This window comes from uncultured Thiodictyon sp. (assembly GCF_903946935.1).
Lineage (GTDB): Bacteria > Pseudomonadota > Gammaproteobacteria > Chromatiales > Chromatiaceae > Thiodictyon.
This window is the reverse complement of record NZ_CAJAXH010000154.1, coordinates 13,109-27,250: the sequence shown is the minus strand read 5'-3', so window position 1 is coordinate 27,250 and position 14,142 is coordinate 13,109. Positions and strand designations below refer to the sequence as shown.

Annotated in this window: 12 protein-coding genes; 8 read left to right on the top strand and 4 right to left on the bottom strand. The window is 58.4% G+C overall.

All coding sequences use genetic code 11. From position 1 onward, the window contains the following. Window positions 1-242 precede the first annotated feature (242 nt). A complete protein-coding gene (locus QZX93_RS13885) occupies window positions 243-614 on the bottom strand; it encodes a hypothetical protein (protein WP_295393271.1) in 372 nt (123 codons plus the stop codon). A 648-nt stretch (window positions 615-1,262) separates the two neighbouring features. Here QZX93_RS13885 and QZX93_RS13880 point away from each other — a divergent pair. Further along, entirely contained in the window at window positions 1,263-1,442 is a 180-nt protein-coding gene (locus tag QZX93_RS13880; protein WP_295393270.1) for a hypothetical protein, read from the top strand. 349 nt (window positions 1,443-1,791) lie between these two features. On the opposite strand, the gene QZX93_RS13875 is transcribed toward QZX93_RS13880, so the two are convergent. Continuing rightward, window positions 1,792-2,613: a zinc-binding dehydrogenase gene (locus QZX93_RS13875; protein WP_295394689.1), complete on the bottom strand. Its 822-nt coding sequence runs from the start codon at window positions 2,611-2,613 to the stop codon at window positions 1,792-1,794. Window positions 2,614-4,791: 2,178 nt separating this feature from the next. Beyond that, on the bottom strand, window positions 4,792-5,697 hold the full coding sequence (gene trfA / locus QZX93_RS13870) for a plasmid replication initiator TrfA (RefSeq protein WP_295386013.1): 906 nt from the start codon (window positions 5,695-5,697) through the stop codon (window positions 4,792-4,794). Between the two features lie 107 nt (window positions 5,698-5,804). On the opposite strand from trfA, the gene QZX93_RS13865 reads away from it, so the two are divergent. The 4 genes from QZX93_RS13865 (at window position 5,805) to QZX93_RS13850 (ending at window position 9,478) form a co-directional block, all read left to right on the top strand. Next, window positions 5,805-6,776, top strand: coding sequence for a ParA family protein (locus QZX93_RS13865; protein ID WP_295386012.1), 972 nt, complete (start codon window positions 5,805-5,807; stop codon window positions 6,774-6,776). Beyond that, window positions 6,773-7,759, top strand: coding sequence for a ParB/RepB/Spo0J family partition protein (locus tag QZX93_RS13860; protein WP_295386010.1), 987 nt, complete (start codon window positions 6,773-6,775; stop codon window positions 7,757-7,759). The genes QZX93_RS13865 and QZX93_RS13860 overlap by 4 nt, the downstream gene beginning before the upstream one ends. 648 nt (window positions 7,760-8,407) lie before the next feature. Next, window positions 8,408-8,545: a hypothetical protein gene (locus QZX93_RS13855; protein ID WP_295386008.1), complete on the top strand. Its 138-nt coding sequence runs from the start codon at window positions 8,408-8,410 to the stop codon at window positions 8,543-8,545. 678 nt (window positions 8,546-9,223) lie between these two features. Further along, a complete protein-coding gene (locus QZX93_RS13850) occupies window positions 9,224-9,478 on the top strand; it encodes a hypothetical protein (protein WP_295386006.1) in 255 nt (84 codons plus the stop codon). A 1,501-nt stretch (window positions 9,479-10,979) separates the two neighbouring features. On the opposite strand, the gene QZX93_RS13845 is transcribed toward QZX93_RS13850, so the two are convergent. Next, window positions 10,980-11,426 (bottom strand): helix-turn-helix transcriptional regulator, encoded by a 447-nt coding sequence (locus QZX93_RS13845; protein WP_295386004.1) that lies wholly within the window; start codon window positions 11,424-11,426, stop codon window positions 10,980-10,982. Window positions 11,427-11,768: 342 nt separating this feature from the next. On the opposite strand from QZX93_RS13845, the gene QZX93_RS13840 reads away from it, so the two are divergent. From QZX93_RS13840 to QZX93_RS13830, 3 genes are all read left to right on the top strand, one after another. Continuing rightward, window positions 11,769-12,830: a hypothetical protein gene (locus QZX93_RS13840; protein ID WP_295386002.1), complete on the top strand. Its 1,062-nt coding sequence runs from the start codon at window positions 11,769-11,771 to the stop codon at window positions 12,828-12,830. A 600-nt stretch (window positions 12,831-13,430) separates the two neighbouring features. Next, the gene (locus tag QZX93_RS13835; RefSeq protein WP_295386000.1) at window positions 13,431-13,796 is read left to right on the top strand and encodes a hypothetical protein; all 366 of its coding nucleotides are present in this window, start codon (window positions 13,431-13,433) and stop codon (window positions 13,794-13,796) included. Further along, window positions 13,793-14,107, top strand: a complete 315-nt coding sequence (locus QZX93_RS13830) for a histidine kinase (RefSeq protein ID WP_295385997.1) — start codon at window positions 13,793-13,795, stop codon at window positions 14,105-14,107. Before QZX93_RS13835 ends, QZX93_RS13830 begins: the two co-directional genes overlap by 4 nt. The last annotated feature ends 35 nt before the right edge of the window (window positions 14,108-14,142 follow it).

The following is a 14,142-nucleotide window of genomic DNA, read 5'->3' as shown; positions in this document are numbered from 1 at the left end:
TTGGTTGAGCTATCTCGTTTACCGTTATCGTTCAGCACACTGCGACGCCTGTTGTACCGGGGGGAGCGATCCAACGACCCTTTGCTGTGCCGACGGTTGCGAAGATACAGACCGCGCCGTCGGGCCTCCAATGGGTATTTCCGACTGCGGTGATAGGTTTTCGTCTGCCATCAGCGTTCGCGGGGCAAAGGTCGCCTCGTGACGCGATCTGCCGCGTCTTTCTTCACGTCCGATCGTCTCGCTTACCGCCCCACGACCTGCACCCAGACCACCATGGCCATGATCAGGACCACGATCGCGCCGGTCCCCAACAGCATCCCGCCCCAGATCCAGGCCCATGCGCTCACCGGCCCGGCCCGTGCTGGGGCCTGTTGACCAGCAGCCGACCCTGGCGACGCCGTCCCCGCGGCTGGCCCCTGAGCCCGCAGCAGCGCGACGGTCTGCATCACCACCTGTTGCAGCGCTGCGTTCTGTCCCTCGATCAGTGCGGCCATGTCCGCCTTCCAGGCCTCGTGCAGCATTTTCTGGTCTTCCAGGAAGGTCACTCGATCCTTGACCGACGCCTGATCCGGCCAATGGGCCCGTTGGCGCTTGCACCGACGGTCGGTGGTCATGCGCGGCTTCCAGGTCAGTCGCGGTCTGACAGACCCGCCAGCGCCTAGGAAAGCCGAACTCTGATTTCCGCAACCGGTTCTTTGGACCATGCGCTATATTGAGCGCGCGGATGGGTACGAGCGCTACCGCATTGAGCAAGCACTGGCTCAGGACGCGCCGGCCGCCGCGGCGCGTGCGACAGCGGACTGAGCGAGGTTCGCCCACGACGGGAACGACCGCCCTCCCTCACCTGGTCGCGCCCCCCGAGTCAGCGCCTGATGGGGACGACTGGATACCGCGCCGTCGCCATCAGTCAGAATGGACTGGCCTGCGCCCTACCCCGCCGTCAGCATCTGCGAAGGAAAATTGTGACAAGGCGCTGGTCCCGATGGCCTTATCCCTGTTGGTGGAGGTGACGCTGATCATCCCGCGGACGAACGCAATCACCGGGCGAGCATGGCGCGGCGGCCGTCGACGGACTCAGCATCTCAGAAGCGCGACATCGTACTTGGCGATCTCTGGGTCGCGTGTGATCAGGGTCAGGGCCTGGGCGCGGGCCTGAGCGACGAACATCCGGTCGAACGGATCGCGATGGTCCGCAATCCGCGACGAACGGCACGGTCACCGGCATTGATATCGCCCCGCCGTTTCGCGACCTGACCACCCTGGTGCGCGGCCAGCCGGTCGAGACCCGCCCGATCGAACAGCGACCCTGGCCCGGACTCGCACACGGTATCGGACGCGTCCACGCCTTCGACATCACGTTGGCCCCCCAGGAGCGCGTCGAGGTGCGTCACCGCTACCGGTTTTCCGCCGGCACCGGGATGGGTTTCGTGGAGACCCGGTAGGTCACCCGCACCGGCGCCCTCTGGAACGGCCCCATCGACGCTGCAGAATGGGGCGTCTCGCCGCCCATGGCTGGAGTTGACCTGAAGGCTTGCGCTTCGCGGGATGCGACGCGCGCGAGGGTAACCCCGCACCGCCCAGGCCCCTCGCCTACCGCTTCACCGCCAAGGACTGGACACCAAACAGGACGTCGTGGTCGCCCTGCACGGTTGGTCGCTAGCCAGTTCGCAAGGGGATCAAACGCCCCTGCCCCGACGCGGCCACCGTCACCGTCACCGGCGGCGACCCGGCCGCGCACGTGACCCAGGACCCGCAGGCGGACGCACTGCTCCACGCCCTGGGCGCTGCCGATCAGGGTTGGTCGTTGGCAACACGGATCACCAGCTTGCCGAAGTTCTTGCCTTCAAGCTGGCCGATGAAGGCCTGTGGGGCGTGTTCGAGGCCATCGACCCGGTCTTCGCGGAACTTGACCGTGCCCGCTTGGACCCAGGCACGCATCTGGCTGGCGAACTCGTCGTAGCGATGGCCGTAGTCGTCGAAAATAATGAAGCCCTGCATCTTGATGCGTTTGATGAGCAGGGTGCGGGTCAGAAGCCCCAGGCGATCGGGGCCGGGCGGCAGGTCGGTGTCGTTGTAGTGGGCAATCAACCCGCACAGGGGGATCCGGGCGCGGGTATTGAGTAACGGGAGCACGGCATCGAAGACCGCGCCGCCGACGCTCTCAAAGTACACATCAATGCCATGCGGGCAGGCGGCGGCCAGCTGCGCCGCGAGATCGGCACCGCGATGATCGACGCAGGCATCGAAGCCCAGGGTATCGACCACGAAGCGACACTTCTCAGCACCCCCGGCGATGCCGACCACATGACAGCCGCGGTGTTTGGCGATCTGGCCAACCACGGAGCCGACGGCGCCACTGGCCGCGGCGACGACGACCGTCTCCCCCGCTTGCGGTTGACCGATATCGAGCAAGCCCATATAGGCCGTAAAACCCGGCATCCCCAACACCCCCAAGGCGAGCGACGGCTCGGGCATGGCCCGATCCAACTGGCGTAGGTCGGCGCCGTCACTCAAGGCATAGTCTTGCCAGCCGCTGTAGGCGCGCACCAGGTCACCCGCCTGAAAATCCGGGTGGCGCGACGTGGCGACCCGTGAAGCCGTGCCACCGACCACCGGAAGCGAAGCTCAACTTCAACCAACTCAAGGTTGGCAGCCGTCGGGGCCCCGACTGGGCGCGAGCGCAGCACGATCTGTCGATTCACAGGCTGGCAGTTAGGGATATAAATAGACTCAGTAAATATAGTGTTTTAGATGCAGCGACCACGCTACAGGCACACAAGCCGATTCCTTCAACCCGTTTTCGGCAGTCGCTGGTGCGACAGGGCAACGCGCCCTCCCTCTCCCGTCGGCAATCGTTCCTCACGTACCCATTCTGCTCTTGGCGAATTTGTTTCGGTAAGAGGTCGCATGTCCGTGTTCGGTACTGCCGGTTCCATGGTGAAAGTCTCCAGACTTGCGTTCCAAGCTGGATAACCTAGCACCGCTACACGAGCTTCAGCAGTACTCCCAGAAGGTCTATCAAGCGTCTAAATATTATGGAAAAATTCTTAATACATGATTAAGGGAAAGATTAGAAAAGGATTATACTTTTAAGCTGTGCTTTTAAGACATTGTAAAAAAAGTAAAAAAACGATAAACGCCTGTTGACTGCGACTTCATTGCACGAAACGACCGACCACGTTGCACGAAGTGCCCTACCCCTTTGCACGTCTTGGCCTACCTCGTTGCACGAAAGGTCTACCTCTTTGCACGATGCGATATGTTTTCTACACGTTCCGTCTTCAATTAGTGTGGCGTTGCTTTCTGGGCGGTGGTTGTGGACCTACTTCTTTGCATGAGCATGGGACCCGTAAACGATTTAGAAATACGGATAAAAGAAGTCAGTATGTGTGCGATCTTGCCGTATTCGCCTACCACATTACACGAGCGTCCGGTGCAGAACGGGAGCCGGTTTAGGAAATTTTGGTTGAGCTTGTTTGTATGTGGCCTAGATGATAGATCGCTGAAGGAGGTAAACGCTACGAGACAGATCGTTTCAAGAAAAGATATTTTAAGACAAGTGGTTAGTGCTAGATCAGTCACCTGAGCAACATCTTCACGAACATGTTCGAAATCTGCGGAAACACCAGGGTAACGACGAATTTTAGGTCTTGGCGATAGTCGTCAAGCACCTGCCGGGAGTGCTGGTTGCCGTGATCCTATCCTACTTCAATGCATGATAGGTTATGGCTAACAATGGAGGCATGATCGGTGAGGATTTGACTGAGGTGCGATCAGTATCCGTCGGGGTAGGACCGACCTGCAGGAATCTACCGCTTTGCACGAATCTTCGTTGCCTTGATTGTGTACGCTAAGACGCGTCAAGACTTCGCCGGACACGGCCGTTCTTGGGCTGGGTTCACCTTAACCTGTCGCTTTCTGGTTCGGAAAAGTGGCCAGGTCCCCGGGGGACCGCGGTATATTCACGGATTTGTGGAAAATCGGCATAACGTTTCCCGGGTTTCGTTGCCTTCATGCGCGAACCATTGAGAAAGAAGAAAATCTAGTTCGCGATGCCTGCCATCTCGTGGGAGGCTACTTCGTTGCACGATCGATCGAGGAGGTAGGGTGGCGAGGAAAGACGTTTCGGCTTCTGCGAGCGGTCTACCTGATTGCACGATGTTCCTTGGTAAGTGGAGTCATGTAAGGCATACACGAAATCGTAGATTTGCTCTACGTGAGGTTTTTTAGCTGGTTTATCGGATGGAATCTACTTCGTTGCACGAAGCGGGAGGCGCGATGTCACCTGTCGAAGCGGCTTAGCATGGGGCACAGGAATCTATTGCCCCTTCGTACAATGGTTGGAGACGGATGCAAGAGACTGATTCCGTGGGGTCGGCATGGCGGACTATTCCAATGCCACGAGAGCAAGTAAGCAGGGGTTGAAAATCCACGCGCCGTTTGTTCGCGAGCAGCTGGTGGAGTGGGATGAAATCTGCCGATGTGGTAGCGGACTATGGACGGTGCGCGGAAGGTGTTGCCCCTGCGCTAGATCTTGTCTTATGGACCCGACGAGAGGGGTTGAAGACGGTCTGGTATGCCCCTTACCGTTCCAGTCGTCTGAATCGTGTGCTGTGCAACGAAACAAACACCCTGGCGACATCGAAAGCTGATCCGGTACCCAACGCTCGTCGGGTTACATCGGCAAGGGCCTTAACACCTTTGGAGTCGGCTGCAGGGCTGGTGAACGTTCCGTGCTTTCGCCTACACTTCAAGGTGGCTTGGTGACTGAAACAAAGTGAGCCACAAGTTCTACTCGTCGTTCGCTGTGCGGACCACGCGAACAAGATCCCTTTCTGAATCAATAGTGAAATCGCTTAGAAACTCTACCGACCGCAGTTCCTGGAGTGCATCTCTGAGAAGCTGCCTAAATTTTGATAGATCTTTCGTGGCTGACCCGCACAACTTGCGGATCGTGTCGACTTTGATCGGTAATGGCTTTCTATGGGTATGGTAGAAGGAGTGGAGCCATTTGGCCAAGTGACCCAAAGCGAGGCGCTGCCCCCACTCGATTTGGCTGTAGGCGACATGGCCGAATAGCGCCGCAATCTCGGGCTCCAGGCGAACAGCCCATTCCCTTGAACTCTCTCCAGTCGAATCGTCCTTCCAAAAAAAATCCCGGATCAGCGAGCCTGCGTACCCGCGTTTGTCGCCCCGCACTTCAAGGCCAGTGGCCTTGAGCCTAGCAACGGTATCACGCAGGCGCGTGTATGACCGAACGTTCGGGTTCCATTTTAGCGCCTTAAGCATCGCGTGTGCCGTGAACCTCACTGGGGTACCGAGTGGCACGAGGCGGGCGAGGTGCACGATCTGGAGGAAGACGTCCTGATCGTCCTGGCGGAGCTCTTCGCCGGTGTAGCGGATTTCGATGCCGGAAAGCGTGGCGACAACGGTATTTCGAAGGAAGCTGCGTTTGATACGGACGTTTCCAACCGTGAACAGCGCTCCGCGAACAAGGTCGTTGGGAACCCCACGGCGCTGGTCGGGCCACAGCGGTAGTTGGACCAGGTTGTTTAAGTCTGTATCCGGTTGGGGACGGCTTTGAAAAGTCTTCGGAGCCCGCTCAGCGATCCGTTGCTCCAAGCGGGATAAAGTCTTGGCGAGGCTTGCTCCGCGACTTTGGTCGGTGTCGTCGATGACGCTTGGATCTGAAGACATGGGTTCCGTACTTGTGGATTGCGGTCGCTAAACAGGTCTTGAAGTTAGCGGACCGGATACAAAAACAAGAATGTAGTCAGAGTGTAGGGAGATAAACAGAATCTAAGATGTGGGAAAATGATAGTTTACCCTGGCTGAAAAAGCAATACAGTGTTATTTTTGCTCTACACACTACTGTGTTGGTCAAAAATTTAGCGGGGTGCCTCGTGCACGTGATTGCAGTTGTCCAAAATAAAGGCGGCGTAGGGAAGACGACTGTCACGCGGGTTCTAGCCGAGTATTTTGCCCGGAGAGGTCGCCGGGTGTTGGCTGTTGATCTGGACGCCCAATGCAACCTGTCTCGTCGGTTCGTTGATATGGAGTATGACGCGGCGGACCCGGACGGCGTTCTTCCTCCGCTCCATCCGATGTTTCATGACGACGATAGCGGTTGGTCTGGCCGCAGTTCCAGTGCGGACATTTACTTCAACGGGGAGGTCTACCCGTATCCTACACGGATCGACGGTTTGGATGCGTTGCCTGGGCATGGTCCGCGGTTGCGCGAGATTGAGCTTGTCAGAGTCGATGATGTGCGGGAGCGAGTTCACGATCGGCTCTACGCCTTCCTGTCGTTGGCGGAGGTCCGCCAGTCCTACGATATTGTCTTAGTGGATACTGCGCCAGCTAAGGGGCCTCTAACGATTAGCGCCATGCGGGCTGCTACTCATGTAATCATCCCGACGACGCTCGAGCCGCAGCCCATTGAGGGTCTTTTTGGCATGCTGCAGCTTTGGAGGCAAGAGATGCACAGCCGCGATGCCGGACGGGCGCCGCTCAAGATCGCCGCAATCCAGCCGAATCTGTTCCGCAAGGTTGCCTTGCATGAAGGAATCTTGGATTCGCTACGCAAGGATGCTGCGGTGGCTAGTCTCCTGTCTCCGGTTATTCTTCACCAGCGGATCGCGTTTGCGGAGTCTGACCATGCGGAAGCGCGACCGAAGAGTATTTTTGACCTTGCGGAAAGGGATCCAGCGCGCCAAGAGGCGATTGAGATGTGCGAGTACGTCGAAAGATCTCTGAGTGGATTGGGAGTGGCATGAGCATGGCGAACCCTCCTAAGAAATTTCGATTCGGGTCCTCCGCTATTACTGATGCTATTGGGGACACCGTGCGGCGCGGCAGTGCTGAGGCGGGCGCCTTTCATGTAGATACGCTGGATGTTGAGAAGATCGAACCTGATCCCGATAACCCTCGGCAGTTGTTACTTAGTGAAGAGGAGTTTTCCTGGTTGCTGGATGCTGAGGCGGTCACTGGTGCTAGGGTGTCGGATGCGGAGTCGCCCAGGCTGAAGATCCTTTTGCGTCTGAGAGATTTGGCTGATTCCATGTTGGAGAGCGGCGTCCTCCAGCCGATCCGGGTATTTCGGCACGGTAACATGTACCGCATCGCCTACGGAGAGCGGCGATATTGGGCGGCACGTTTGGCGGGTATGAAGCACCTTCCTGCGTGGATCTCTGATCAGCGGCCGGCGCGAATTCGGACGCTGCAGCTTGTCGAAAATATGCATCGGGACGACCTGGATCTGGCTGCGCGTATGCGTAATGTCATGGGTGTCCTCGACGAGCTCTCCGAGGAAGGGGACGCGACCGGTGAGCGGTTAGGTAACCTATTGGGAATGGCGGAACGCAGTGCCAGGAGATACCTCCAAGTAGCGCGGGGCCCGGCCGATGTGCGCCAAGCGGTTTTTGCTGGAACCATTAAGGATCTCCTGGTGGCAGCATCGGCGTCGGCGATTCAAGACGACGAGCAACGCAGCTTGGTTCTGACGTTGCTTGCAAAGGGATTGACTTGGGAGCGGGCGCTTGCGGAGCTGGAGAAGGTGCGGAAGCCAACTGCGGAGCGGATGCGTGGGCGCCCCGTAACCAAGGTGACGCTGGGAGCGACGGCAAAGGCGGGAGTTGTACGGGAGATCATGCAGATTATCTTGGGTGAGGACCATCTGCCGCAACTGGAATGGTCGGATTACCGAGCTGTGTCGAAGGCATGGAAGGAGTTTCTGGTTGAGATGGAGAAGCGCGTGTGAAGACGACGGTGCGAATGACGCGTGTCATGCGAGACGGACTTCGGGATGTAGCGACCAAAGAGTACGGTGGTAAAGGGAAGAGCCGTTGGGTGCGGGAGGCTTTGCGGGATCTCAACGAGACGGATCCCGCGCTGACGACCGTAGGAGTAGGGGAGAGCACCTTCGTGCCGGAATGTTCGGACCAAGTGCTGCTTGGGTTGAGCGAAAGCGATCTATTGGACGAGCTGGTTGCGCGCATACGACGACAGGACCCCCTGGCAGAGGGGGTGCAGTCGCAAATTCTCCGTGCAGCCATCCGCAGGCGTCTGCAGCGGTCAACTTGACCGTTCGCAAGAAAAGTAACGTAAGCATCGGAAATAAATAAGAAATATGGCTCATGAATTTCTGAAATAAATTGCGTTCTTGTGACTACTTAGATCCCGTGGAGCCGCCTCGCTGGTCTTTCTTGACTACCCGGCGTTGAAGCGGAAAATCGCGACTAAGGAACCCCCCGTCAGGCCTGACGTGCCTGAGCACTACTTAGAAAGACGCCCAGGTCGGGACGTTGTGGGCGCGCGTCGCCGCGCTGACTGCGACGGTGGCGGATCTGCAAGGTCGTCTGGCGAAAAAAAGCGCGAACTCCAGCAAGTCACCGGGTCCTCGGACGGGGTGAACAAACCCAAGTGGAAGTGGCTGCGCTTAGTGGGCGAGAAGCCGATGGGAGGACAAGAGGGCCACACCGTTCATAACCTCAAACGCGTGGCGCAGCCTGATCTGATGGAAACGCATGCCGCCGCTGCGGTGTGATGTCGCCGAGCACCAGGGCTCGAAGCCGAGTGCAGTTGCGGGAAAGTCCATCCGGGCGTATTTCCCGCCGCGGTGCCGGTGCAGTACGGGGCGCGCAGGAAGGACTCGGTCGTGTAGTTTACCTACCACCACATGTTGCCGTTGGCACCCACTGGTAAGTTTATGGGGGGATCTGTGCGGCCTGCCGATGTCTGACGCCACGGTGCTGGCAATTCAGGCCAAGGGGGCAGGTGCTACTGGTCCCGACCGTGGCAGCGATGGGCGAAGTCATCATGCGCGCCTCGGTCGCGCACCCCGAGGAAACCGGCATGCACATGGCTGGTAAATCCCACTGGATTCTCCCGCTGCTGACGTGGCACGGCGCGTACCCCAATCGGGGCAAGAAGGCGTTCGACGCCTTCGGACTGCTGATCGTGTTCGCAGTGCCCTGGTCTCCGACGGCTGGAAGCCGTATCAGGAACTCGCGTGCAAGCACGGCCCATGTAACCTCCACCACCTGCGCGAACCGACCTAAGTCTTCGAGTAGCTGGGGCAAGCTTGGGCCAAGTGCCGGGTCGATCTGCTGCTCGCCGCCTGCCACGAGGTCGCCGCGGCTGGTCCCCCGCTCCCCGCCGGGCGCATCGCACACGATCGCGTGGCATATGAGTAGATTTCTGCTACCGGCGAAGTGCCCAATCCGTGCGTGCCCCTCAGGCAACACAGCGCAATGCGCTCAATATCATTGATCGCTTGTGTCTATCGGCGACGATGTCTGGCATCCCCTTCACCAACAACCTCGATGAGCAGGCGGCGCGTATGCCCAAGGTCAAAGAAAAAATCCCCGGCGGCTTCCGTACTCCGGGCGTCCGCGATACCTTACTGCACAAACGGGGCGCGAACATCTTCTTTACCCTGACCTTCTACGGCGATTCGTTTCAGCCGCGCATCGCGTAGTCGGAGACCGAGGTAGGGACGCGGATACCTGAGTAGTTGCAACATAGCGCTAAGAGCAGCTCACTCGCACTCAAAGTCGATCCCGGGGGCGAGTAACTCGGCGAGTGTTTGGAATTCATCAATGGACCTGAATTCCAGGACGAGATGTCCGCGCTGGGACCGTGTGTCGAACTCGATATGAACTGGAAATCCGCAGCCTTCATTTAAGAGCCTCTCGGTACGTCTCAGGTCCGCTGATCCATGTCTGACGGATACTTCTCGCCTGTCTCCGGGAGCAGTTACCCCTCCTAACAGTGGATCTGCGTTACTGTCTCCCAGCGCTGGTCGTTGTAAAGCGTCGGCGACAAGCCGTTCTACCTCGCGAACACTACAAGAGCGCCGACGTGCCCGCGCTGGAGTTCCCGGAAGCGTCGCTACCTTGACCGCCAATAAGCGGACTTGCGCTGGCCGGTGAGCGATTCGGGAAAGTGCTCGTACTTGTCCGAAAGACAGAGATCCCCTATTCAGAAGATCAAGAATGTCCGCTGGCAGTGATAGAACTCTTACATAGTGAGCTCCTTCTGTGCGCGAGAGCCCGAATAAGCGAGCGGACTCGGTTAGGGACCAGTTTCTCTCCTTGTTCAGTAGCTGAATAGCTCGTGCGATCAGAAGTTTCCCTTCACCGCTCCATGGAAGAACGCCTTCGTGGGTAGCCGCATGTGGGAGATTCTTGAGGTCCTGGTCGGCATCAAGAGTGGCCAACTGCCGTGCCAGTCCATCATCGGCCCTATCTAACACTTGTACCCGTATGGTATCGCAACGTGCGGCTTGCGCCAGGCGCCAGTCGAATTCTCCAACGAGAAGTTCGTAGCCGCCTTGCGGACGTCGACGAACCAGCACGTTGTTGTGTGCATCCGGGTTGAGGAGCCGCGCAGCGATTGCGGAAGGTCCGGGAGCCAGCGCTACGGTACGGTACGGCGAACGGTGGATGTGTTCAACAGGGATTGTGCGTTCGGTTGAGCAATCTGGGCCGGTAACAAGGGGAGGGGCCGCTACGGCGGAGTGAAGGTGCATTGGTAGATTGTCAGTATCACGGTGTGCAGAGTTTTCCAGGCATGAAACGGTGGTGGCGGGCTTGGGTAGCCGGTCGAACAGCACGTATCACACTTTGACCATCGAGCCTAGGAGACATAACTGGCGTTGTGCCGGTGATCGGGTGCGAAGACCTCGATAAAGCGTGTCACATGACACACTATAATCTACGAGAAGGCCAATGCTGCAAGATGACACTGGCTGCTGTCTACGTCACCACGTTCGAGCTCAAGTATTGCCATACGCCCGGATCAGGTGATCCGTCGGCCTCGCACGACGTTCAGTCCGGTTCGATGGGTTGAATCCATCTGCGAAAATCAAAAATCATTTGATATGGATATCTCTCGGATATATTCTAGCTTGCAACTCTCAGTCCCCTTCTAGTGCCGAGGCCAACGATCGCTCGTGACACGCAGCGATCCAGCATCGGTCAAACTTGTCGATGTCCCCGCAACGCCAGCAAGATCGCCACATACCCCTCTTTGGTGAGTGGTTCTGGCGGGGTCAGCGACCGCAACGCGCCCCACTCGACGGATCGGATACTCAAGATGTCACCCAGGGCGGCATCGCCGGCGAGCGTGGCGAGTCCCACCGGCGTCTTGCTGTCGGCGAGGAGATGCTCCGTGCCGGTTTCCATGGTCGCCAGTGTCGCATCGTTCTCGCCGCCGAGTAACCAGTGAACGCTAACACCCAACGCCTGCGCCAGCGCCTTTACCATTTCGATGGATGGGGCGCGCTTGCCCCGCTCCATGCTGGAAATATGGCTTTGTGGCGTGTCGCACAAGCGGCCAAGTTCGGATTGGTTCAATCCAGCGTTACGCCGTGCGGCCACGAGCCGTTCGCCAAGTAGGACGGGATTTTTAGTTTCATGGTTCATGCCTTAATCATGGACCAAAACGGCCGCAGTTACATCGCTGAAAGCGATTTTTTTCACGCGCACGAAAAAACATCTAAAAGAGGTCTTTTTATAACCACCCACGGAGTGCCTCGTGAACCGGCCTGAACCCCGCTCGCGGTGTCGTTCGAAGACGACGCGTGGCAAGTGGCAAAGCGCTGTGGTGATCATCTACCTATCCGCCCCAACGCCCAAGACGTGCGCTGACCTGGACGTGTTCGGGAAACTCCCCGCCGCGAAACCGGAGCAGCACCGTCTGGTGCCTGGGCTTCACAAGAGTGAAATGCTACTTTGAATACAGACGCACCAAATACGACAAAAGCCATGAGCCTGGATACGCTGTTAGAGCGGATTCAACGCAATGGGAAGCGGCGAATCGCGTCTACGAACCACACACCCAAAGCATGCTCAACACCGAATGCTGTAGATCGAAACCAGCGGGTGAGGGCAGGGTACTCAAGTAAGGTGCTGGTGGCCTCTGCGGATAATACCCTGGAAACACTTGCTAATCAACGCGGTGTTGAGCAAAGCGAGCTGTTTCCAACGTCTGAATACCCGACCCCGCTGACCCGGCTTCCGCTATTTCCGCCAGTGACGCGTGAGACAGCGATTGAAATGTTCAAGCGGGGATGGACGCGATTGGCGTCCCGGTGGGACGGCGGGGGGGTATTGCGGTCCGGTCCCGCGCTCAATATCTATGATGAGGATACCTTGCTTGGTCTCATGGCGCTGCGCTCAATGCGCTTAAAGGGACTTCCTAATCAGCTGCCGGTCCCGCTACCAGACCTCGATCCGAAAGGCTGTGCGCCACTCGCGGATGTCGTGGCGGTCGACACCTTGAATTTTAGAATGTCGCAATTGGAGACGGCAATTCGTGGTGATCAGCCAAAGGGTGGATGGAGTGGACCCGGGTTAGCGCGGCGGCGCCAGAGTCTTGATGATCTTTCTGGGCTAAGGCTTCGCTTTGAAATGCCACGCGGTGGCCTTGAATACTCGAGAAAGATGATTTCTCTGTTCGATACACGTGGCTTCTCGAAAGAGACTGATGCCTGCTATTATGTCCAGTTTCATCCTCTTGTTTCACAGTGGTTGGAAAACTACCGAACGTACATCGACTTAGTCCTCCGCCGCAAGCTTTCCGATCTCGGCCGGGCACTGCACCGCTTCCTTGCCAGCCAGCGCAGCAATCGCACCTATGTCATCGAAATGGCAACCATGTACGAGGCCATCGGCGCGCAGGAGCGGGTGGGGAAACTCAATCATCATGCGCGCGTCCAGCTTGGGATCATGCAAGCGGATGGCTTCCTTGAAGCGTTCTCGATCACCGGCACCGGGCGATCCCATCCGTTTGTTCTTGAGGTGAAGTTTCCAGAGAAGGCGGGCTAGCCGGTCGTTCTGGTGTACCGTCGGGGCCGGGAGCCTCGCGTCCCTTCGGTCCAGATCGCAGCAGCGAGAGCCACGTCGAACCGCTTCGATCCCTCAAAACACGGTGGTGTACACCGCAATCAGCGGTGCTTCTACCATTAACAAAGGACGTGAAATGGCGCAAGAGTTATCCACAACTATCCACAGGACCACCGTGTTTCAAGGGATCGAGTACCGTGTTTTGAGGGACGCAAGCACCGTGTTTTGAGGGATCGAGCACCGTGTTTTGAGGGACGGAGTACCGTGTTTTGAGGAATCGAAGCCCTTGGTTATGTGCTTATAGGTATTTGACAAATAAGAGAAAAAGTGCGAGCATTCGGGCTCCTAGTATTTCTTAGTACTGTTTTAGTCTCAAGAAGAGTATTGCGGCAGTGGCCGCGCGAAGAGGTTTAAATGGGCAACGCAGAAGAGGGAGCGCCAACGCTCCGCCAGGTATTTTCGTCCCGTTCTTCACGGGCGTGTCCCGGAGGTGGTAGAACCAGAACTCGGCTATCTCCCGTCGGCTGTAGTGTGTAACCTACACGGTGAACCGGTACTCAAGGTGAGGTCTCGAGAGCGTCCATGTCCCCAGATTTTAACCTCGGCGATCTCGCCATCCTGCAATGCTCGGCGTTCCACCCCGAGTACAACGGCGCCCTGGCCGAGATTGTCGCACCGGAGCAGTGGCGGGGGTCGCTGACGCCTTCGCGATGCCCCAGGCCCGTCCAGCGGCTCTACCGGGTCCGCCTGATTGCGCCGAGGGATGGCGAGTTGGTCTTCTCGGCGGCGCGTTACCAACTCCGCCCCCTTGACGGGGTGGCGTTTGAGCGCGCGTGGCCGCTTGCTGAGGCCGAGCGCCGGTGTGGTTCCACCCTGGTGCCGCGATCCGATCGCGCCCCCCACGTCGAAGGCCGGCGGGCGCTTGCGGCAGGGGAGGGGCGTTCGTGACCTGTCCGGCCAAGGTCGCTGATTTCGGGTGGTTCGGTGCGGGTTACGCCGTGTTTGGAACCGCGACCGCCGATCGCGATTTCTACCCGCCATTGGACGATGACGAAGCCCAGCGTCAGTGGCTCGCCGGGTTCGGTGCGGCCTGGGTGGAGTGCCCTGATGATGCAGCGATCGCGTCGATTCTCGACGGCGACTGGTTGGGTGGTGAATCGGTCGAGGAGGCCCTGGTGCGGATCGTGGGGGACCAGAGGGAACTCCTGCGTCAGCTGTGGGCGCATGGACTCAGCACGGTCGCGCGGGTGATCCACTGACGCTGGCCTGGCCTGGCCTGGCCTGGCCAGGCCAG

What these genes read in the sequence shown, in the direction of transcription:
- QZX93_RS13885 (WP_295393271.1), bottom strand. Translation starts at nt 614, where the DNA reads ATGACCACCGACCGTCGGTGCAAGCGCCAACGGGCCCATTGGCCGGAT.
- trfA (WP_295386013.1), bottom strand. Translation starts at nt 5,697, where the DNA reads ATGTCTTCAGATCCAAGCGTCATCGACGACACCGACCAAAGTCGCGGA.
- QZX93_RS13865 (WP_295386012.1), top strand. Translation starts at nt 5,805, where the DNA reads ATGTGGGAAAATGATAGTTTACCCTGGCTGAAAAAGCAATACAGTGTT.
- QZX93_RS13860 (WP_295386010.1), top strand. Translation starts at nt 6,773, where the DNA reads ATGAGCATGGCGAACCCTCCTAAGAAATTTCGATTCGGGTCCTCCGCT.
- QZX93_RS13845 (WP_295386004.1), bottom strand. Translation starts at nt 11,426, where the DNA reads ATGAACCATGAAACTAAAAATCCCGTCCTACTTGGCGAACGGCTCGTG.
- QZX93_RS13840 (WP_295386002.1), top strand. Translation starts at nt 11,769, where the DNA reads ATGAGCCTGGATACGCTGTTAGAGCGGATTCAACGCAATGGGAAGCGG.
- QZX93_RS13835 (WP_295386000.1), top strand. Translation starts at nt 13,431, where the DNA reads ATGTCCCCAGATTTTAACCTCGGCGATCTCGCCATCCTGCAATGCTCG.